The sequence below is a fragment of the Paenibacillus sp. Lou8.1 genome (assembly GCF_024213565.1).
In the GTDB taxonomy this organism is placed as follows: domain Bacteria; phylum Bacillota; class Bacilli; order Paenibacillales; family Paenibacillaceae; genus Paenibacillus; species Paenibacillus polymyxa_B.
Map to the genome: position 1 here is coordinate 146,596 of NZ_JANAVN010000002.1, position 22,568 is coordinate 169,163.

The window sequence follows — 22,568 nt, forward strand, 5'->3', positions numbered from 1 at the left end:
TTACAGTGCCCTCCTTTCTTTACGCGCCAGATAAAGGAAGAACGGAACCCCAATTAAGGCAATAAGTACGCCCACCGGTGTTTCCTCAGGTGCGTTAATCATACGGGCTGCCAGATCGGCAAACACAATGAGTAAAGCTCCCATAATGGCCGAGCATGGAATAATCCAGCGATAATCGACGCCAACCAGCTTGCGGGTTATATGGGGAATAATCAATCCCACGAAACCTATAGAACCCACCAACGACACCGCTGCACCCGCCAAAATCAGAACAAGAATCATTCCAACTACCTTTACCACCCCAGTTCGCTGACCAAGGCTCAACGCAATTTCGTCTCCCAAACTGAGCAACGTAATGGAGCGCGACAACATGAGAGCACCGATAAAAGCTGCCACAACCCAAGGCAAAACTATACCGAGCTGAACCCACTTGGTTCCACTAAGCCCTCCGGCATACCAAAAGGCCAAATCCTGTCCAACATCAAAGTACAAACTGATCGCATCTCCTAAGGCAGACAGCAATGCTGTGACAGCTGCACCCGCCAATACAAGACGAACTGGCGTAAGACCTGATTTGGATATGGAGCTTGTACCATATACCATCACAACAGCCAGAGCTGCACCAACAAAGGAATACAACATTAACTGTAAAAAGGAAGAGCCAGGAAAAAGGGCAAAGCAAATTGCCATCGCCAAGCTGGCTCCCGAGTTCAGTCCAAGCAAGCCCGAGTCAGCAAGCGGATTCCGGGTCATTCCTTGCATAATTGCACCTGCAACAGCAAAGCAAACTCCGATTAGAACTCCACCCAGAATCCGAGGTAAACGGATTTCCCAAATAATCTGATGGTTTTGCAACTCGGGTTTAAAATGAAAAACGGCGTTCCATACCTCTTCCATCCTAATTGAGGCTGCACCAAAAGATAGGGATAGCGCGATACCGAACGCTAAAAGTCCAAGCCCAACTGTCAGGATAAGCGAAGCCGCCCAAGGTCGCGAGTGGAATTGAGTCGGCGACTGGTTATGATTACTTTGAGCGGGGCTATCCGATGATTCTGATAATTTCATAACTATTGTTCACCCTTACTGTTGAATAGTATGTAGCTATCACGAACTGTGTTGAAGATGATGTTGATAATGAGAATTATTATCATGCAATCTTTACTATTGTAAATTAATGTGGCAACGGCATCAATAGCAAATTTCGAGGAATGCCTAATACTCTGCCCTATTGTGAACAAATAAAGCCCTTCGGCATAAATACCAAAGGGCTGCCAACAACACCGAAGCGACTACTTCTGTGTGGCGTTCTCTTTATTCCGCTGGACGATCAAATCTGCGATTTCTTCAGCTTGCCCTACAATGGCAATGGGATCGAAGTACCAATATCGATCCTCCTGGAGCTCAAAAACCTTACCTTGCCGGACTGCATTCAGTGATTTCCATATGCTGTCTCCTTCGTAACCGCTCAAATCCTTGTTAACCGTCAGAAAGATATAAGAGCCAGCATATTGATTAATGACTTCTTTTGACACCGATTTCCATTGAGTCTCACCAAATAATTCTTTTTGGACAAGCGGCGGAGGTGTCAAATTCAGTCCTTTGTATACCGCCTGTCCTCCTCTGCCAAAATTATCGCCATATACATAGTATTCTTTTTCCGAAGCTTCCATTACGGTGAAAGTATCTCCAGGCTGAACAATTCCCTTTAGCTTGTCACGTGCAGCCTGCATCCGCTGATCGTATTGCGCAAGCCATGTTTTGGCTTCCTGTTCTTTTCCGAGCAGTTCACCAAAAGCTGTCAGTTCCTCATGCACATTCTTGTACGTTCCATATGGAATGACGATGGTCGGAGCAACTTTACTATATTTTTCATAATCAGAAGCATCTTTGGAACCAATCAGAATCAAATCAGGCTCCAGAGCCAATACTTTTTCAATGGATACGCTGCCGCGATCTCCAATGCTTGCAATGCCCTGCACAAGCTCCTTCGAAAACGGATTATCCAGATAATATTTAACACTTCCCACAGGTTTAATTCCTAGTGCTAATAAATCATTCTGGTACATATCTACTACAATCCGCTGAGGGTGAACCGGTATTTTAATATCTCCATGAATCGTTTTGACTGTTTTCATTTCCTCTGACTTTTGTTCGCTAGATATTTGATTCTGCTTTTCATCCGCTTGCTTTACATTTCCACCACAGGCGGTAAGAGCTAAAATGACTGACAGAAGCATCATTACAATCCACATTTTCTTTGTCAAACCTGTTCATTCCTCTCTCTATTTACGGTGTCATATTGGCCTATTTACGTTCCATATTGAGCTTGGTGCAGGCGGCTATATGCCCCTTTTACTGCCAATAACTCTTCATGTCTGCCTTGCTCGGCAATCCCTTGATCTGCAACTACGATAATGCGGTCAGCATTTTTGATCGTTGCCAGACGATGCGCGATAACGAGTGTCGTACGGCCTTGGGATAGCTCTGTCAGCGCTTGCTGAATCGCGGCTTCTGTCTCTGTATCCAATGCTGATGTTGCTTCATCTAAAATGAGAATTGGCGGATTTTTAAGGAACATCCGTGCAATAGACAAACGTTGCTTTTGACCACCAGAGAGCTTCACACCTCGCTCACCGATCATTGTATCCAGACCATCAGGATATGAGCGAACAAGGTCTTCAATCTGAGCTCGACGAGCAGCATCCCAGATTTCTTCTTCCGAAGCATCCAGCTTACCGTAAGCAATATTTTCACGAATCGTTCCATCAAAGAGGAATACATCCTGCTGAACAATTCCAATCATGGATCGCAGCGATTCCAGCTTCATTTCACGGATATCCATTCCATCAATAGTAATGCTACCTTCCTCGACATCGTAGAAGCGAGGCAACAAACTGCAAAGTGTCGTTTTACCTGCTCCTGAAGGACCCACAAGTGCTACGGTTTCACCCGCATGGATAGATAGGTCCACTTTGCGTAATACCTTATCTTTGTTTTCGTAACCAAACGTTACACCTGCAAATTGAATATCTCCATTAAGATGGCTAACCGCCTTGGCCCCAGGCAGATCTTCTACATCCGATTCACTTTCCAGCAAATCCAGGTACCGTCGGAAGCCAGCAATCCCTTTCGGATACGTTTCGATGACAGAATTAATTTGTTTAATCGGCCCCAGGAATACATTAGACAGCATCACAAATGCGATAAATTCCCCGTAGGTCATCTGTCCTTCGATAACAAACCATGTTCCACACACAAGCACAAACAATGAAACCAGCTTCATTAGTATAAAACTAATCGAGGAATTCCAGGCCATAATCCGGTACGCGATCAGCTTCGTTTTACGGAAACGCCCATTATTTTCAGCAAACCGTTCCATTTCATGTGCTTCGTTGGAGAACGCTTGAACAACACGAATCCCGCTTACATTATTTTCAATACGAGCGTTATAATCCGCAATATCAGAAAACATACGATGGAATGCAGCAGACATTTTACGGCTGAAATAAAGAGACAAGTAAATCATGAGGGGTACAATGATGAAAGTCAGTACAGCCAGCTTCCAGTTAATACCGAGCATGATACCAAAGGCTCCCCCCAGTGTCATCAACGCGATGAACAAATCTTCGGGTCCGTGGTGGGCAATTTCCCCAATATCCATTAGATCGTTGGTCATACGTGAAACGAGATGCCCTGTTTTGTTATTGTCAAAAAAACGAAAAGATTGCTTTTGTACCCGATCAAACAGCTTTTTACGCATGTCCGATTCGATGTTAATGCCCAGCTTGTGTCCCCAATAGGTGACCACGTAATTCAGTGCAGCACTTATGACATAAATACCGAGTAGAGCCAGACAGGCATATAAAATCCATTTCCAGTTCCCGCTGGGCAGCAAATCATCGACCACCCGGTTGACTGCAAGCGGAAAAGCCAACTCCAGCAGTGCAGCCAGCAAGGCACAAGAGAAATCAATGATGAACAAAGTCCGGTAAGGACGATAGTATTCAAAAAATCGTCTAAGCATGATTATGACTTCTCCTCTCTTATTTCAATTGAACTGATCACTTCGGATCAACGGAAAACATTTTAACAGCCTCATCGAGTGATTGGTCAACGGCTAGCGGTGAGTAGGTAAACCACGGATCGGCTTTGATGAAATACACTTTGTGGTTTTTGACAGCCGGGAGATTTCTCCACAATGCACTTTGCTCAATTTGCTTAAGCATTCCGTCCTTGCTCGCTTCATCATAAACCAGCATAATAATTCGGTCTCCGGATAGTTCAGGTAACTTTTCCATTGAAATAACATCATAGACATAATTAAATCTCGGGTCCTTCGCCAGCTTCTGACGTATGTACTCAGGAGGATTCAATTCCAGTGAACGGTAAATAACATGTCCTACATTCCGCGCTCCGTATACCCTTAACACATTCTTATCGTAGGCCATATAAATCGTAACCGTTTCATCTTTTTTGAATTTTCCAACCAGCTTCTTTCGGCCTTCCTCAGCCTTTTTGTTGAAACTAGCGATCCACTGCTCGGCTTCCTTGTCCTTACCCAGCACGGCTGCGACATTCCGCAGTTGCTCAAATACATCGCCTTCTCCAAACGAAACGACTACGGTTGGAGCAATTTTCTCTAGCTGCTCCTTCACTTCGGGCGTGGTATATTCTGTTGTGATGATCAGGTCCGGTTGTAACTCCAGCACCTTTTCTACATTTGTCGGGTTCCCAATATCCGCAACTCCGTCAATCTTGCCTTTTAAATAGTCGCCTTCCAACAAATGGGAAGCAGCGCCTGCAGGCTTAACTCCCAAGGCCAGCATAGCATCCAAATATTGTGTCGTGACAACTCGCTGTGGATTTGCAGGGATACTGATCTTATTGCCAGTGGCATCAGTATATTCGCGCATGACAACCGTCTTGGATTGCCCGGAAGGATCATTAGTGCTGGTCTTGTCGTTTGTCTGGTTGTTGCTAGCTGCGTTTCCACATGCACTCAATACAACCATCAAAAGAACCACAAGACAAAGCGTGGATTCCCATTTTAATCTGTACCTTTGTTGCACAATATACGTCCTCCTTAGATATATACAATTCATAATATGATAGTGATTCTCATTATCATACAATTGTTATTCTATCTTTTACTGTCTCTTCTTACAATACAAAAATAAAAAACTTCCATTTATGTGTATGTATCGTCATCGTAGAATAGCCAAAAAAAAAGGACTGATGCGCATTACAGCATCAGTCCGAATAGCTTAATATGTTGGGCCAAGCGCCCTTTTTATTTCGATTGATCCACTAACTCCAGCTTAGCGGGAATTGATGTTTTCACGGTTTTACCTTGAAGTACATCCTTGGCTGCCTGCACCGCCAATTGACCAATAAGCTCGGGTTGCTGAGCTACGGTGGCTGTCAGTTTCCCTTCCTTAATTGATTTAAGCGCATCCTCGTTACCGTCAAAACCGATGACTGGAATGTTCTTACCTGAGCTTTGGATTGCTTCGATCGCACCCAACGCCATTTCATCATTGTGGGCAAATACTGCCTGAACGTCCGGGTTGCCTTGCAGCAGATTTTCCATCACGTTCAAACCTTTGGTCCGATCAAAATCGGCCGATTGTTTGGCTATGACTTTCAGATCCTTATCTGCTACTTCATGAAATCCTTTTCCGCGTTCACGGGTAGCGGATGCTCCTGGAACACCTTCCAGCTCAATCACCTTGGCACCTTTTCCAACTTGATCAATCACATATCTGGCAGCCATTCGTCCTCCCTCTACGTTGTCTGAAGCGACGAGTGCTTTTACATCGCCTTTGTCAGCAGAACGATCCAGTGTAATAACCGGGATGTTCAATGCATTCGCTGATTGTACCACAGTGGAGATGGCCGACGAATCTGTCGGATTAATGAGCAACGCGTTCACTCCCTGTTGAATCAGATCATCTACGTCATTACTTTGTTTCGCCGAATCATTTTGTGCATCCACAACAATGACCTGCATTCCTTGTTTTTTGGCCTCTGCCACAACTCCGTCTTTGAGAGATACGAAGAATGGATTATTCAGTGTTGAGATCGACAAGCCGATTTTGATGTCCTTCAGGTTCGCGGCCGCTTTAGGCTTCGCCCATTCGGGCGGTTCCAAGGAACACCCTGTCATGAGCAGGAGCAGCAATGCAGTCATTATTAATGTAAGCTTTTTCATATTTTTGTGTCTCCTTCTACGCAGATTAGGTGTATTATGCGGATTTTTTACGGTCAATCAATACTGCAATAGCGATGACTATCCCTTTTACTACCATTTGATAAAATGAGTTAACCCCCAGCAAGTTCAAGCCATTGTTTAGTGTACCGATGATAAGCACACCAATTAACGTACCTACGATTCGTCCGCGTCCTCCTGAGAGACTTGTTCCACCTAATACGACAGCCGCAATGGCGTCCAATTCATAAGAAGTACCTGCTGTCGGTTGCGCCGAGTTCAAACGTGAAGTCAAGATAGCTCCCGCCAATGCGGAGAGCATTCCAGCCAGAGAGTAAATCCAAATTTTTACACGCGGTACTTTAATACCAGATACAATCGAAGCCTTCTCGTTACCACCAATGGCATACGTTTTACGTCCGAATGGTGTTTTATGCAAAATGATCCATAGGACAGCAAAGGTAATAAGCATCGTAATCGCTGGAACCGGAATACCGAACTGATAGCCACGACCGAACAATTGAAATACCAGACTGTCCCCGAGTCCTGTAATAGGGTTACCATTGGTATAAACGAGTGTCAATCCTCTGAAAATGGTCATGGTTGCTAGTGTAGCGATGAACGGAGCCATTTTACCCTTCGTAATCATCAAGCCGTTGACCATCCCCATCACGCCACCCAATGCACAGCCGATGATAATCGCCAAAATAGGATCGAACCCGGCCAGCATCATATTTGCGACAAACGCACTGGATAGTGCTAATATGGAGCCGACTGACAAATCTATTCCGCCTGTGAGAATAACGAAGGTCATACCGAACGCAATCAACGCATTAATGGATACCTGGCGCAATAAATTCAAAATATTAAGCGGTTCCAAAAAGCTGGGATTTAAGACCGATACGATAATCACCAAAATAATGAGTCCCAACAACGGACCAAGCTTCTGTGTGATTTGTGACATTTGAAAGCCTTTGCTGCTTTTTGATTCATTCATAGTTGTCATATTACTGTCCTCCTGTAGCTAGCGTCATAATATTTTCTTGTGTGGCTTCTTCCCTGCTCAGCTCTCCGCTGATCTTTCCCTCGTGCACCACGACAATACGATCGCTCATGCCGAGTACCTCAGGGAGTTCCGAGGATACCATGATAATCGCGACTCCACGTTCGGTCAGCTCGTTCATCAACTGGTAGATTTCCCGCTTGGCTCCCACATCCACACCTCTCGTCGGTTCGTCAAGAATGAGTACATTTGGACCAATACCTACCCATTTGGCAATAACCACCTTTTGCTGATTACCACCTGACAAACTGCGAACCGTTGTTTCACCCGATTGAGTTTTAATTTGTAAGCGCTTAATTACAGTGTTAACAAAATCCAACTCTTTTTTACCTGAAATAAATCCTTTTGAGGTAAAGCTAAAGAGATTTGGCAGCACCATATTTTCCCGAATGGAAAAATCCAGAACCAAGCCCTCATCTTTTCGGTCTTCTGTAATGAAGCCAATCCCTAGTTTCACCGCGTCATCCGGCTTGCGAATAGTCACCTTTTTTCCACGTACATGGATCTCACCACGATCCAAAGCATCCAGTCCAAATAACGCCCTCATGATCTCGGTTCGTCCCGAGCCCATCAAGCCTGAAAAACCTACAATTTCACCAGACCGCACAGTAAAATTCACATTTTCAAACAAGCCTTTATGCGTGGCATTTTTGACCTCCAGCACCACTTCTCCCAAAGCGGGCGTTCTTACCGGATAGCGTTCAGTCAGCTCTCTACCTACCATTTTCCGTACAACTTCATCAAAATTCGTATCGGGAATCGCCTGAGTATCCACCGTTTTCCCGTCACGCATGATGGTAATCCGATCACAGATCGCGAATATCTCCTCCATCCGATGTGAAATATACACGATCGAAACACCATCTTTTTTCAAAGAAGTAATAACCTCGAACAGCTTCTGAATTTCACGTTCGGTTAAGGCGGCTGTCGGCTCATCCATCACGATAACTTTAGCATCCGTCATGAGTGCTTTGGCTATTTCAATCATCTGCTGTTGACCCACTGAACACTCGCCTGCTTCACCGTTTAATGGAAGGTTTACCGAAAGCTTGCTGAATTGCTCATTTGCTAACGCTTTCATTTTAGAGCTGTCTAGTAAGCCCCACTTGGATGTCATTTCCTTGCCGATAAACAGATTTTCCAGCACGGTCATCTCCGGCCACACATTCAGTTCCTGGTGAATAAAAGCAATTCCTTTTTGCTCCGCTTCTTTGGGGTCGGCAAAATAGGTTTCCTGGCCGTCAATGATGATCGTTCCCTCATCTCGCCGATGCAGTCCGATTAAAATATTCATCAGCGTTGATTTTCCTGCACCATTTTCACCCATGAGGGCATGTACTTCTCCTTCACGAAGATCAAAGTCAACACCACTCAGTACCTGATTGGTTCCAAAGGCTTTGTGAATTCCTTTCATTTGAATCTGCATGCTGTACCCTCCTTTTTATTCAACATTGATTTATCCAAAATGAACTCCTGCCTGCAAAATACAATTGGCAAATGGCTTAGCCTCTCCTGTACGAATGACCGCCTTCGCATAACGGGTCAGCTCCTTGAATTGTTCATGAGAGCAAAACTCAATGACGGCAGTCTGCTTATTAATCTGTGGATGTTCTAATTGCTCCCCTGCAAAGTTGCGCATAATATACTGCAATGCTTGTTCATTTTCTTGTTTGATTTCTTCGGCCAGCGTTACTTTTTCGATCACCATATCTGCTGCAATGACATCAACAACGTCCTGAAAGGATGGAACACCCAGTTTAAGGGCCAAATCAATTTTGGTAACGCCTTCAGGAACAGGTAAGCCGGCATCAGCCACGACAATATAGTCTGTGTGGCCGAGATCCGCCAGTATTTTGGATATATGACTGTTTAGGATTCCATGTTTCTTCATATTATAATTGCTCCTCCACTTCACGACGGGTTGGCATTCCACCTTGGGCTCCAAATTTGGTTACGGACAATGACGCAGCACGATTAGCAAATTTCACACTGTCGGCCAGCGATTTTCCTTCGGCCAGTGCCACTGCAAAAGCAGCGTTAAACGTATCTCCTGCACCTGTTGTATCAACGGCTTCTACTTTATAAGTAGGAACCACGACTTCCTGTTCCCCGTCGAAAAATCGTACACCATTGCTGCCCTCAGTCACAAACAGCTTGTTGGGATATTTACGCAACGCTTCTTGCAGGCTCATATCCTTAAACATAATGGCAGCTTCATGCTCGTTTGGCGTAATGTAGGTCGCATTCGCAATTACGCTTTCTTCCACTTCACGAGCCGGGGCTGGATTCAGCAACAAGGGTACCTGGTACTTCGCACAAATTCCGCTTACATAAACAACCGTTTCCGACGGTATTTCCTGTTGAATTAGCACAATATCCGAACTTCGGATGACGTCAAGCGCTTCTTCCACATAGGCGGGTGTCACTTCATTATTTGCTGCTTTTACCACGACAATACTGTTATCACCTTCAGCGAGTACAATATGCGCTGTACCGCTTTCCATATGTGTAACCGGTTTCACATAACCAGTATGAACATGATTTTCTTCAAAATTTCGTAAAATCTGTTCTCCAAAATGGTCATCTCCTACACGTCCAATCATCGTAACGTCTGCTCCGAGTCGTGCTGCGGCTACTGCCTGATTGGCTCCTTTACCTCCAGGTACGGTTGTAAAGCTTTCACCCAATACCGTTTCACCAGCACCGGGACGTTTGGACGAAGTAACTACGAGATCCATAGAACTGCTTCCGATAATCGAAATTTTAGCCATCATAATCCACCTTTCTCGTCGTTTCCCGTTCTATAAATTTGACGGGCAATTGTATGCTTGAATAGGTAAGTACTTTCGAATGAAGATTAGGTACGCTTGACTTCGTTACTTGCGACTGCTCAATCAACTGAATGAGTAGTCCTGCTGCTTCCCAGCCCATTTCATAAGCAGGTTGTCGGATCGTTGACAAAGGCGGGAATAACAAACTGCTTAATGGTATATCATCAAACCCGATAATTTGAACATCATCTGGGATTTTCTTTCCTAATCTATGTGCCTCATGCATCACCGCTGTAGCCACGATATCGTTACTTGCGATAACTCCGTCCGTATCCGGGTACTTGCTAAACAGCTCTTTGGCCCACGACTCGGCCTCCTTGAATGAAAAGGAAGTTGTCTCGACCACATGGTAAGCAATTCCGGATTGCTGAAGCTCTTCAACCGCCCCGCGAAAACGGTCTTGTGCTGGACGAATATGTGCAGGGCCCTGCATGACTGTAATTTGTTTGCTGCCGCGGGCAACCATTTCTTGAGCAGCCAAGCAACCGCCATGGGCTCCATCCGCATATACGGAGAGACTGTCACTGGAAGTTCGATCGAGAAAAACGACCGGGATCTTCAGTTTGGCGTAACAGTCGGCATCGGGATCATTGGTAGAAGAAATAACACCAACGACATTATTTTGAACAAAAGTATCCATGTAATCCAATTCTTTTTGGCGATCTTCATCACTATTACCGAAAATAATCCGAAAATCATTTTCCTGCATTCGATCCTCCACCCCACGAGCTAACAAGGGAAAGTAAGGGTTCGTAATATCCGGCAGCAGCAGGCCGATTAATCTGGATTTCTTTTTATACAGAGAACGTGCAACTTCATTGGGCTTGTAATTTAACTTCTTCACAGCAGCCTCAACCTTTCGCCGTGTATCCTCATGTACATATCCAGTTTCATTAATAACTCTGGATACGGTCGCTACGGAAACACCTGCAAAGCTGGCGACTTCTTTAATTGTTGTCATAGTGTAGGTTCAACTCCAATGTGTAACCGGTTACACATATAAAATATCATAGCATTAATTTTTTGACAAGCATTAATTATTTGCACGTTGAATGCTTTAGCTTTATAATTCTTATTGTAACTAATGAAGTTCCACCTTTATGCACATTCTAAAGTGGGGAGCACCTCTCCCGGTTACTCAATAAAATACGTATACATGGAGGCTTTTTCCTGATGAATATTGAAGTATGGTCTGATTATATGTGCCCATTCTGTTATATTGGCAAACGCCGTTTGGAGCAAGTATTACAGCAATTTCCACATCGCAATGAGGTGCAATTGACATTCAAGAGTTTCGAATTGAACCCGGATGCTGTGAGAGATAGCGGTAAAACGATCAATGAAGAACTATCCGCTAAATATGGGGTCAGTCTGCAAGAGGCTCAGGCTATGAATGATCGAATGAACGAAAACGCACGCTCTGCGGGTCTTGATTATAATATTCATGCCATGGTGCCGACGAACTCTCTTGATGCTCACCGCTTAACACTTTGGGCTCAAACACAAGGCAAAATGCTGGAGCTGAGCGAGCGTTTATTCCAGGCTGTATTCATCGAAGGCAAGCATACAGGGGATCATGAAGTGCTGGTAGCGCTGGCTACTGAGGTTGGTTTGGATCAAAAGGAAGCGGCTGCTATATTAGCCAGTGATCGTTTTACCGACGAAGTTAGAGCTGATGAATCCGAAGGCGCTGAGTTAGGTGTTCAGGGTGTGCCATTCTTTGTATTTGATCGAAAATTTGCTGTTTCTGGTGCCCAGCCGGAGGAAGTATTCCATGATGCGCTTCAAAAAGCATGGGATGAACGCTCACCTTTCACCATGATAAGCGGCAGCTCGTCCAAACAAAATGAAGGTGGTATATGTACCGATGAGGGTTGTGAGCTTCCAGGCCGTGAGGGCTGAACAGTCCGTGAATAAAGATTTTCTACTTCCTAAATAAATTTTTAAAGAAGCGTGCCAGCACCCAATTAAACCTGAGGCTGGCACGCATCTTTATTTTATAACGATTTAATCATTCCGCCATCCACAAGGATGGTGCTCCCTGTCAAATAGGATGAAGCTGAAGACGCCAGAAAAGCAACAACTTTACCGAACTCTTCAGGCTCTCCATACCGCCCCAATGGAATGCCCTCTTCTGCTTGTTTACGAACCTGATCCGTCGTTTGCTGGGTTTTCTCAGCTCGATGCTCGTCCAAGCTACGCACGCGATCGGTTGCAATTCTCCCCGGTGCTACAGTATGTACCAGAATATTATGAGGAGCTAATTCCAGAGACAATGTTTTCGCCAATCCAGCGACTCCAGTACGTAGCGTATTTGAAATGATTAACCCCGGAATTGGCTGTTTAACTGAGGAAGAAGCAATATTTAAAATCCTACCGTTTTGTTGTTTTTTCATATAAGGTAACACCTCACGGATCAACCGGATATGACTAAGTAAATTTTGTTCAAAGGCCTGCATCCACACTTCATCTGTAAAATCATCAAAGGTACCGGCAGGAGGCCCACCCGCATTGTTAACCAAAATATCAACGGTGCCAAACAAGTCAGCTGTACGGCGGATGGCCTGGGAGATATGTTCTGGTTTTGTTACATCGCAAACTACATATTCAACGCGGCCACTCGCTGTTTCCAGTAATTCCGCCTGCGTCCGCTGAAGCTCTGCTTCGTTCCGTCCTGAAATGACGACATTCGCACCCTCGCGTGCCAGCTCCCGTGCGCTTGCCTTGCCGAGTCCTTTACTGGAACCTGCAACAAAGGCTATTTTTCCCGTTAATCCTAAATCCATCTATGACACTCCCTTTTCTCAGTGTTCTCTATTTAATTGTACACATGACCAACACATAATGCGAATAGCTTGGTAGTATCATGAATACGTAATCATTAATTGCAAGGTAAAACAAAAAAGGCCTGACATTTAGTCAGGGGCCCTTTTTGCTTTCAAAATTTTGTTTGTTTACAACACGTTATGATGTTGATGTAGTAGTTGTTGTTGGCTGCTCGTATACAACAACGGACTGGCTTTCAGGCTCCCATTTAACATTTGTCCCCAAGGCCTCTCCGATTACCCTTACAGGTACCATTGTCGTCCCATCCACTATGGATGCTGGCTGCTCGATAGAATACGGCTGACCGTTAATATATGCTTTCGGACTGTTAACAAATAATTTGACGGACACGCCGTTACGGGTGACTGTAACAGCCTTTTCTTTCGGATCCCAGGAAACCTTTGCATCCAAAGCTTCGGAAGCTGTTCTAAACGGAACAAGTGTGGTCCCCTTGCGGTTAATCGGTTTGGCATCGTATTCTTCACCATTCACGAACAGCTTCATACCCGACGGCCGTCCGGCCTTCTTCGAGAATTCACCCAGCTTTTTGTAGCTGTCCAGGTCGGACACATTAGCCAGTACCGCCTCCTCCTGCATGTATACGGCATCTGTCACATTTCCGTTTTCAGCCAGTAGCTCAGCTGCCTCAGTCAGTGCTTTACCAGAATTCCGGATCAATTCAAGTTCAGCAACCTGCTCTGGAGTCAAACGGTCCGGGTATTTCGTAAGCAGCAGATTCGCAATAACCGCTCCTGCCGGCTTATCCTTTGTATTTTCTACCGCGTGAAGCAGACCCTTGTAACCGTTGCGTCCCTTGTGACCATTATGGCCTTTGGACTCCTCGTACGTATCATCCGTTACTGCAACAGGTTCGGTTTTTCTGATTTCTGCGTGTTTTTCTTTTTTACTGTTTTCATCCTTTTTATCGGATGCTTTGTCCTTTTGTTTTTTGGACTGATCATTGTCTGAGTCATGGGGATTGATTAGCTCTTCCCCGCTCTTTTCATTCCCGTCTTTAACAGACGTCTTTGCTTCCTGTTTGCTCTCCTGATCATTTCCGCGTCCCTGCTTGGCCTCAGCGGTTCCCGCTGCCAATCCCAAGACCAGTATACACGCTAGTAAAGCTGTCCAAGTGTTTCTCATGATGCGATTCCTCCTTATAGTAAAAGACCGGGCTCAAATGTCCCTAGATGTATTAACGGCTTCTCTAAGCTGATTTTTTATCTTTTTTTACATAATGTGTGAAACACCACTATAACTGCAGTCCAGATTGCCAACATACTATAAAATTTTGTTATACGCCTAACCTATTTACACAGTATAATGAGAATTACACATGCATTTTTAAGTATCAGCCTTTACATTCGCATAATAGAAAGAAGATGAAACAGATATGTTCGGCACCATTCTTTTGGACGTTGTTTTACCTATTTTTGTACTTATCGGTTTTGGTTGTATCATGCAATATTATTTTCGACTGGATTTGTATACCTTAGCTAAAATCAATTTTTACTATATCACCCCCGCAGTTGTGTTTACGGGTCTTTATAACTCGGAAATTTCTTTAATGCTCATGGGTGAGGTTTCACTTTTTTATGCCTTGTACATAGCTATTCTGTACGTAATCAGCACTACCGTCGCCAGATCTCTGAAATACAGTCCCGGAATGCGTGGAGCTTTTACAAATAGTGTAATGCTAGATAATTCAGGAAATTATGGTCTGCCAATCAATCAGTTGGTGTTCAAAGGTGACCCTTTGGCCATTTCCGTTCAAGCTCTGATTATGACCTTTCAAAGCTTTGTCACATTTACATACGGCACTTTTGTTGTGCAAAACGGCAAGGCCAATACTCGAAAAATATTAATTAATTTTTTAAAAATGCCTGTTCCCTATGCGCTTGCGCTAGGTTTGCTCCTAAATCTGCTGCATAGTCCATTGCCTAATTTACTGGCTGAACCTTTGAGTTATATTAGTCAGTCGATGGTTGCCGTGGCTCTGCTTACTTTGGGAGCACAAATTGTGCAATATCCCTTTCGTTTGCGCCGGACAGCCGTGTACATCAGTATGGTACTACGCCTGATTGCTGGTCCAATAGTCGGTTTTATGCTCGTCTTGCTGCTGGGTCTTAAGGGGATTCCCGCTCAAGCTTTGCTCATTGCATCGGGTATGCCTACCGGTGTTAATACAAGTATTTTGGCGGAAGAATATAAAAATGAACCCGATTTTGCCGCACAAACAGTATTACTTTCCACGATTGTGAATGTCATTACGATGACCCTGTTAATTTCAGCATCCCGGCATCTTGTTTGAGGTGTATGATCAATATAAAAAATGGATTAGAGACGCTTTTTGTCTAAGGACAGGAGCGTTTCCTTTCAAGATAAAAGAACATATGTTCCTATTCAGTATTTCCTTTTTCTACTTACAGTGGTGTGTTTGTTTTGTGGATATCGTATGCGAGAAAGAGTTTTTAACTATTATGAATTTTTCATATAGTGAAATAATTATACTATTTAATTTGAATCTCTATTATCTGCCTGTTTTCAATTTGTCGTTACTTTTTCCCCAAAAAAAGAATGCGGGACAACAAGGTCATCAAAAATAAAGCCAGCTCACTCATTAGAGTGGCTGACTTAGGATTATCCTTATTAAGGTTTAGGGCTCAATTCCCCATTGCTTGCTTCCAGACAGGTAAGCGGTTATTTTAGCAGAATCTTGTAAACTGTTTGCTGTGGGATTAAATGAATAATCATCGGTTTGTGTGTAACTGCTCCAGTCCTCTTTGGATATCCGGGTTTGCAACTCCATACTTTGACCGGGCTTTAAAGAACCCGCAGCCGATTTAAACCCGATTTCTGCATAAGAATCTGCCCCTGGCTTCGCATTGGATAATGTTTTGAAGCCAGCAATCACATTCCCTGTACCGACGCTCGACCAATCCGTGAAGAAATTTTGTGCTTTCTCCCCGTTAATGGTGTAATAATAACGCAATGTCACGTCTGCTAGGGAAATTGATGAGGTTCCCGTATTGGTTATTTTAAATTTGGAACTGATTGTATTGCTTGTGGCGGATACATTCCCATTGAAGGCTCGCACCTTCAGAACGCCCTCGCCTGTTCCCGGCTCACTTGGCGTATCCCCTTTCGCCGTAATCGTGAACAACGCATCAGTACCTGTACTAAAATGGAAGTTGAGCGTGGTCTCTCCTTTAGGAAGTTTCGATAAATACTTGTTAGTAAGAACGACCGTCTCTTCACTAACCAAATAATCTTCACCCTTGTTCAGCACCACGATCCCCTGCTTGATCGCTTCTAGCGTATTACCGTTAAGTGTAAGCTTGACAGTAATATCGGTATTGCTGTTATCTACTCCATAGGTTGCAGTCGTTGGTGTAATACTTGCTTGCCCGGTAGATGGCTGATCACCACCCACACGATCTGCCACCAGAATGCCGCGGCCATTCGTTCCCAGATAAGCACGTCCGTAAACCCGAGGGTCCCCAATAATTTTGGTCACTCGAGCATATTGATGCTTGTCATCATTAATGCGCGCCCAGTTTGCGCCAGCATCGTCCGAACGGTAAAATCCACGTGTACCATCAATTTTACCAACGATAAATACCGCTGCATTCGTACGGTTCGGCGCTGCCTTACCAAAGCCTACAAAATCCGCTTCCTGCACATTAGAGAGCTTGGTGAACGTAGCGCCAGAATCCTTGGAATGCCATAAGCCATATGGCCCTCCATCCTCGGAGCCTCCGGCGAACCATACATCTCCTTCTGCTCCTCGTACAGCATCAATATCAGTATTGCCTGCTGTCGGTAAGCCAGTTACCGCTGATGGCGTAAAGGATACGCCTCCATTGGTGCTCACATATATTTTCCCGGAGGCAAATGCGTAATATTTATTAGGGTTCACTCGATCAGAGACGATCTTTGCATTCGCTGGAATCCCTGTGCTTGCTGTCCATGCGTTGCCGCCAGTTTTGGAGTAGAACACACCTTTGTCCGATGTACTCCACAGCAAGCCATTCCCATCTGCCGCTACGGCGATGCTGCCTCCTCCTGCTGTACCGGAAGGCTCGCTATTTGCCTTATACCAGTTGGTTCCGCCATCATTAGAAAAACCGATGGATTTGGCATTTGGATCTTTTTTATAATCTGCTTTACCTACCCGGGCCATAAAAGAAGGACTCAACTCGGCATAATCGATGCTTTCGCTGCTTGTAAAGGTCGGATTATCCAGCATTTTAGCTGGAGCCTTGAACAGATCGTCATGCCTGAAACCAGAGACATCACCTACTGCGCTCACCAAAGGCGCGCCAACTGGAGGGCTCACCAAATCCAAAATCGCTGTTTCCTCTACCCCTTTAGCGGCTACCGAAATATCCAGTTTTCCACCTTTATCCCAATTGGTCAGATTTTTAGAGCCATAAATCGTAGCTCCCGTGCCGTACAGCATATGGTCTGAATTAAACGGATCTATCTCCAGATCTCCGATCATCCACCCTAGCTTGGGCGATACTTCCGGTGGAGCAGGATTGGCATTGAAAGTCAGCCAAGGCGCACCGCTTATATCCAGATTGTATTTCAGCTTGCGAGACGGATAACCATCGAACTCCCAAATAGGACTCCAGGTTGCCCCACTATCCGTGCTGCGGTAAATCGTTTCATCCGGCCACCAGGCATTCAAGGTAGCAACCATAAGTGTACCTGGCTTCTGGGCATCCACCGTCAGTCCACCATATCCAAAATGATTGTCCGCGCTGCTGCTACCAATAGGGCTAATGTTAGTCCACTGCCCGCTTGCTGTATTCAATTTCCACAGTTCACCCTTTGTTCCGTCATATGGACCAGCTCCATCGCTATAAGAAATATACAAGTTGCCGTCCGCTGATAAAACGCCGTGATGTGGCAAATAGCCCGTAGGCTGTCCCGCTATAGCAGACCAGGTTGTCCCGCCATCTGTACTGCGATAGACACTTTGCTTTTTATCTGCAACACCTACATAGATCGTCTGCGTTGCTTTACTGGAAGATCCTGTTTTTTTATCAAAGGTAATCCAGGCCAAACCGACAATGTCGCTGGTATATTCATTGGAAGGGTCCTGTACATACGTCCCTGGATTCGGGAAACTGCTAACCTTGCTCCAAGTTGCTCCGAAGTCAGAGCTTTTCCATAGTCCATTACCACTTCGAGCTCCAAAGAACAAAATATTATTCTTATTTGGATCAATCGTCAGACGTTCACCCATTGAACGCCCCGGCATATTGCCCCCCACCTTAAAAGGAAGCTTGGTTGTCTGCCACGTATTGCCCCTGTCCGTGGAACGCATAATTTGCCCGTTTTGTTTATCCCATGAATTAGTATACGTACCTGTAGCTATATATACACGATTCGGATCAACAGGATCGGTCGCCAGTGCATCGACACCATTTTTGTTCCAATCCTCCCAGCCCACAGAATCCGTCAGCGGAATCCAGCTCTCATTGGCAGCATTCCAGCGGTAAGCTCCTCCAATATCTGTACGGGCATAGATTAGGTCTTTTTCCGTTTCATTAAAAATAATGCCAGGTACAAAACCACCACCTCCACCCGTAACGACACTTTTCCAACTGTAATCGTCACTTGGAGCAGCATGAGCCGGTGCTATCATTCCTGTCCAGGAAGCACCCGCTACCACAAGCGCCAAACAAGCAATTCTCAACCTGTTTTTTGCCTTAGTCAATGAATTCAACCTCCTTCTTCAATATCATTTGAATATGCGAGTCATTTTGAAATCAAAGTAATCAGCCGATTCTGAATACGTTCCTATCGTTATCGTTGCCTCTCACAAATCTGACAAATGTTTTCTCAGGCTCACCCCCATTCAACCAATATATACGGTGCGATACTCGTTTTGTTAGCGCTTACATTGGTGTCTTGCTCAATAGATTCGTCATCTTTTTCTCATTTCCTTGTGCGAAAAATCAAGATAATGCAATATTATCTCCTGCTCCTCAGCTTATAATATGAGGTTTGGACTTCCTTCAGAGTTAACATCTTTTATTTAATTCTATTATGAATTTTTCATATAATGAATTAATTACTTCATTTTCATTCTTTATGGATGTCAAAATACTTTGATTTACAACAAAAAACCGCGCTATGCGCGGTTCCAGCTTAAATTGCTTCCGTTAATACTGTCGTCAGTCATAAACATATGCATATTATTGCAAGTATTCAAGCGCCAGAGCTAAAAAAATATGTCCTGAGACGAGCAATGCTCGCTCATCAAAATCAAAGTGAGGATGGTGATGAGCAAAATGCGTTCGTTCATCCTCATTGCGTGCACCCACATGAATGAATGCTCCCGGTCGCTGCTCCAAATAATAAGCAAAATCCTCTGCTCCCATGACCGGCTTCAAATTCAAAAAAGCGTCTGCTCCATACAGTCTGCCAATGAGCTCGCGTACACGTTCCGTTTCGGCTTCGGCATTCACCAAAGAAGGATAGCCATTCAAATAGTCAATTTCGTATCCGGCATGATAAGCCTCAGTCAATCCCTTGACGATACTGCGAATTTCATTCTCGACTTCCTTACGCACTTCCTTATTGAACGTACGTACAGTCCCTTCAATTTTGGCCTTATCTGCAATCACATTAAAAGCAGTTCCAGCTTGAAATACCCCAATCGTTAACACTGCTGATTCAATAGGGTCCACCCTGCGACTAACCACCTGCTGCAACCCGTTCACAATTTGACTGCCGATAACAATAGAGTCCACCGTCTGATGCGGTCGTGCACCATGCCCGCCTTTACCGTTGATCTGGATCGTAAACGCGTCGACAGCCGCCATCGCAGGCCCACTCTTTAATCCAATTTTACCAAGCGGAATTTCAGAGGCGAGGTGAATACCGTATACCGCCTCTACCCCATCCAGACAGCCATCCTCAATCATAAACTTGGCTCCACCAGGCGGTTTTTCTTCTGCATGTTGAAAAATAAACACAAGCTTTCCCTTCAACGCCTCACGGTTATGGCTCAATACGCGTGCCACTCCAAGTAACGCAGCCGTGTGACCATCATGTCCGCAGGCATGCATAACACCCGGAACGGTCGATTTATAAGGCACATCCTTTTCATCCTGAATGGGAAGCGCATCAAAATCAGCACGAAATGCAATCGTTCTACCTGGCTGACCGCCTTCTAAAAACCCGAGCACACCGTTTCCACCCACATTCGTTCTTACCTCAATGCCAAAAGAGCGCAATTGATCGGCGATAAATGCAGACGTATTCGTTTCTTCAAAAGAAAGCTCGGGATGCTGATGTAGATGTCTTCTCCATGCAATCAGCTCTTGTTCACCATCTTTTAATTCCTGAACCCATTTTTCTAGCATAATACCCTCTTTTCCTATTGAATTTATATACTTCTTCCTTATCTTACCATGAACGGCCTATAGAATGTAGTTCTCTTATCATGCCGATAGTAGATCAAAGGGGTGTCTTGAACCTAGGACGGGTAATGACAAGCGGCATAATGTCCTGTGCTAATCGCTGTCAGTTCAGGTACTTCCTCACGGCAACGCGAGGTCGCTAGTGGACAGCGGGTATGAAAACGACAGCCGGATGGAGGCTTCGCAGGCGAAGGAATCTCACCTTGTATCGTAATTAGCTCCCGGCGGTTTTTCGGATTTGGATTAGGTATCGAGGCAACAAGCCCTCGGGTATACGGATGGGCAGGATGCCTGAACAACTCATCACTTGGCGCAATTTCTACAAGTTTTCCCAAGTACATAACCCCTATCCGATCTGAAATATGGCGGACTATATGCAATCCGTGTGCGATAAACAAATAGGTCGTATCCAGCTTACGCTGTAAGTCCTGAAGCAGATTGACAATTTGCGCCTGAACGGAAACATCTAAAGCCGACACTGCCTCATCCGCCAAAATAAACTGCGGTTGCAGAGCAATGGCACGGGCTATCCCGATTCGTTGGCGCTGTCCTCCCGAAAATTCATGCGGAAATCGCGTAACTAGCGAAGGTGATAATCCAACAGCGCTCAAGAGTTCCTCCACCCGTTCCTGCTTTGCCTTGCCATTCAGCCCTTCATGAACTGCAAGCGGCTCTCCTATGATATCTCCTACACTCCACCGTGGATCAAGAGATCCGTAGGGGTCTTGAAAAATCATCTGCATATCACGACGAACGGATCGCAACTCAGAATTTCCTAAACGTGTTAGCTCCTGATTCTGGAACCATACCTGCCCCGAGGTCGGACGTTCCAGCTGCATCAGCATCCGGCCTAAAGTAGACTTACCACTGCCGGATTCTCCGACCAAACCAAAGGTTTCGCCCTTTCGAATTAAAAACGATACATCATCCACCGCCCGGATCGAAGCACCAATCCGACCGGGAAAGCCTTTTTTCACCGGATAATACTTGCGAAGTCCATCCACCCGAAACAAGTCCTGCTTGTTCTGAACACTTTCCGTGATAGTCTCATTGGATTCAGGGGAGTTCTTTACCTGTATGCCATAAATGCTCACCTTAGCCCCGTCAACAGCAGATACGTTCGTCACTTCTTCCTTTACTTCGGTTGCCTTTGCAACAGCATCTGCTGTGATCTGCCCTTTCACAGATAGCTCTGTAATACGCCAATCACCGGACGTAGCCAATTGCTCGGAATGCCAGCAAGCTACCTCGCGTTCATCCTTGGCTGCCAGCGGTGGCGCTTCGTTTTTACAATGATCCGTCGCGTGCGGACAACGCGGGTGAAACAAGCAACCTGAAGGCAATGCACTCAGGCTGGGAATTGCCCCTGGGATCGAAAACAACTTGCTGCTGCGATCTGTATCCAGTGTTGCCACCGAACCAAGCAACCCTCTAGTGTAAGGGTGCAATGGCAGCTCGAACAGTTCTTCCGTTGCTGCCTGCTCCACGACTCGACCGGCATACATCACAACAATTCGATCCGCTACCTCTGCCGCAATACCCAAATCATGCGTAATCAACAGAATCGACATGTTGAATTCTGCCTTTAATTCCTGAAGCAATTGCAAAATTTGTGACTGAATCGTTACATCCAACGCCGTTGTTGGTTCATCCGCTATTAGCAGCTCAGGGCCACATGAAAGTGCCATTGCAATCATTGCCCGTTGTAGCATCCCACCGGACAGTTCTCCGGGGTACTGCTTCATACGAATTTCTGGCTCAGGAATCCCTACCCTGTTCAGCAAATGAACCGCATGAGTCCATGCTTGCTTTCGTGTCTTCCGGTCATGCTCCATGATGATTTCTATCAGCTGATACCCGATAGTGTACACCGGATCAAACGCCGACATCGGCTCCTGAAATACCATCGCCATCTTTTTGCCGCGAAGTGAGCGTAATTCCTGCTGCGACAAAACGGTCAAATCTATGCCCTGCAACCGTATTTGTCCTTGGGCAATTCGTCCGTTTTCATAATCGATTAGCCGCATAATCGCCTTGGAGGTAATCGTTTTTCCGCTGCCGGATTCACCGACGAGGCAGACCGTTTCTCCCGCCCCGATCGTTAGTGATACGTTGTCGAGTGCTTGCAGCAAACCTTTTTTAGTGTGAAAATCGACCGACAAATGTTCAATCTCCAGCAATGATGACAAACGAACTCCCTC

The 22,568-nt window shown here is 45.2% G+C and carries 17 protein-coding genes; 2 read left to right on the forward strand and 15 right to left on the reverse strand.

The annotated features are described in order from the left end of the window. The 10 genes from NLX78_RS03490 to NLX78_RS03535 form a co-directional block, all read right to left on the reverse strand. On the reverse strand, positions 1–1,065 hold the full coding sequence (locus NLX78_RS03490) for a FecCD family ABC transporter permease (RefSeq protein WP_254349619.1): 1,065 nt from the start codon (positions 1,063–1,065) through the stop codon (positions 1–3). A gap of 224 nt (positions 1,066–1,289) precedes the next feature. Then, complete coding sequence (locus tag NLX78_RS03495; protein WP_254349620.1) at positions 1,290–2,252, reverse strand: ABC transporter substrate-binding protein; 963 nt, start codon at positions 2,250–2,252, stop codon at positions 1,290–1,292. 56 nt (positions 2,253–2,308) lie between these two features. Next, positions 2,309–4,024: an ABC transporter ATP-binding protein gene (locus NLX78_RS03500; RefSeq protein ID WP_025720642.1), complete on the reverse strand. Its 1,716-nt coding sequence runs from the start codon at positions 4,022–4,024 to the stop codon at positions 2,309–2,311. 37 nt (positions 4,025–4,061) lie between these two features. Next, positions 4,062–5,069 (reverse strand): ABC transporter substrate-binding protein, encoded by a 1,008-nt coding sequence (locus NLX78_RS03505; RefSeq protein WP_069289655.1) that lies wholly within the window; start codon positions 5,067–5,069, stop codon positions 4,062–4,064. Positions 5,070–5,290: 221 nt separating this feature from the next. Further along, the gene (gene rbsB / locus NLX78_RS03510) at positions 5,291–6,211 is read right to left on the reverse strand and encodes a ribose ABC transporter substrate-binding protein RbsB (protein WP_025720638.1); all 921 of its coding nucleotides are present in this window, start codon (positions 6,209–6,211) and stop codon (positions 5,291–5,293) included. 34 nt (positions 6,212–6,245) lie between these two features. Next, positions 6,246–7,214, reverse strand: coding sequence for an ABC transporter permease subunit (locus NLX78_RS03515; protein WP_013310465.1), 969 nt, complete (start codon positions 7,212–7,214; stop codon positions 6,246–6,248). 1 nt (position 7,215) lies between these two features. Then, positions 7,216–8,697 (reverse strand): sugar ABC transporter ATP-binding protein, encoded by a 1,482-nt coding sequence (locus NLX78_RS03520; protein WP_254349621.1) that lies wholly within the window; start codon positions 8,695–8,697, stop codon positions 7,216–7,218. Positions 8,698–8,727: 30 nt separating this feature from the next. Next, on the reverse strand, positions 8,728–9,162 hold the full coding sequence (gene rbsD, locus NLX78_RS03525) for a D-ribose pyranase (RefSeq protein WP_069289656.1): 435 nt from the start codon (positions 9,160–9,162) through the stop codon (positions 8,728–8,730). A 1-nt stretch (position 9,163) separates the two neighbouring features. Further along, positions 9,164–10,042, reverse strand: coding sequence for a ribokinase (gene rbsK, locus NLX78_RS03530; protein ID WP_250268926.1), 879 nt, complete (start codon positions 10,040–10,042; stop codon positions 9,164–9,166). Further along, complete coding sequence (locus NLX78_RS03535) at positions 10,035–11,063, reverse strand: LacI family DNA-binding transcriptional regulator (RefSeq protein WP_039273211.1); 1,029 nt, start codon at positions 11,061–11,063, stop codon at positions 10,035–10,037. Before NLX78_RS03535 ends, rbsK begins: the two co-directional genes overlap by 8 nt. A 212-nt stretch (positions 11,064–11,275) precedes the next feature. Here NLX78_RS03535 and NLX78_RS03540 point away from each other — a divergent pair, with 212 nt between their 5' ends. Then, positions 11,276–12,004, forward strand: coding sequence for a DsbA family oxidoreductase (locus NLX78_RS03540; RefSeq protein WP_254349622.1), 729 nt, complete (start codon positions 11,276–11,278; stop codon positions 12,002–12,004). A gap of 95 nt (positions 12,005–12,099) precedes the next feature. Here the strand turns inward: NLX78_RS03540 and NLX78_RS03545 are convergent, their stop codons facing one another. Together NLX78_RS03545 and NLX78_RS03550 are read right to left on the reverse strand one after the other, a co-directional pair. Then, positions 12,100–12,888 (reverse strand): SDR family oxidoreductase, encoded by a 789-nt coding sequence (locus NLX78_RS03545; RefSeq protein WP_165176959.1) that lies wholly within the window; start codon positions 12,886–12,888, stop codon positions 12,100–12,102. A gap of 178 nt (positions 12,889–13,066) precedes the next feature. Beyond that, positions 13,067–14,071: a copper amine oxidase N-terminal domain-containing protein gene (locus NLX78_RS03550; RefSeq protein ID WP_254349623.1), complete on the reverse strand. Its 1,005-nt coding sequence runs from the start codon at positions 14,069–14,071 to the stop codon at positions 13,067–13,069. Positions 14,072–14,321: 250 nt separating this feature from the next. Between NLX78_RS03550 and NLX78_RS03555 the strand changes: the two genes are divergently transcribed. Further along, positions 14,322–15,239 (forward strand): AEC family transporter, encoded by a 918-nt coding sequence (locus tag NLX78_RS03555; protein ID WP_254325528.1) that lies wholly within the window; start codon positions 14,322–14,324, stop codon positions 15,237–15,239. A gap of 345 nt (positions 15,240–15,584) precedes the next feature. Here the strand turns inward: NLX78_RS03555 and NLX78_RS03560 are convergent, their stop codons facing one another. From NLX78_RS03560 to NLX78_RS03570, 3 genes are all read right to left on the reverse strand, one after another. Further along, a complete protein-coding gene (locus NLX78_RS03560) occupies positions 15,585–18,656 on the reverse strand; it encodes a cellulose binding domain-containing protein (RefSeq protein WP_254349624.1) in 3,072 nt (1,023 codons plus the stop codon). Positions 18,657–19,137: 481 nt separating this feature from the next. Continuing rightward, positions 19,138–20,310, reverse strand: coding sequence for a M20 metallopeptidase family protein (locus tag NLX78_RS03565; protein WP_250261231.1), 1,173 nt, complete (start codon positions 20,308–20,310; stop codon positions 19,138–19,140). 113 nt (positions 20,311–20,423) lie between these two features. Beyond that, complete coding sequence (locus NLX78_RS03570; RefSeq protein WP_254349625.1) at positions 20,424–22,556, reverse strand: ABC transporter ATP-binding protein; 2,133 nt, start codon at positions 22,554–22,556, stop codon at positions 20,424–20,426. Positions 22,557–22,568 lie beyond the last annotated feature (12 nt).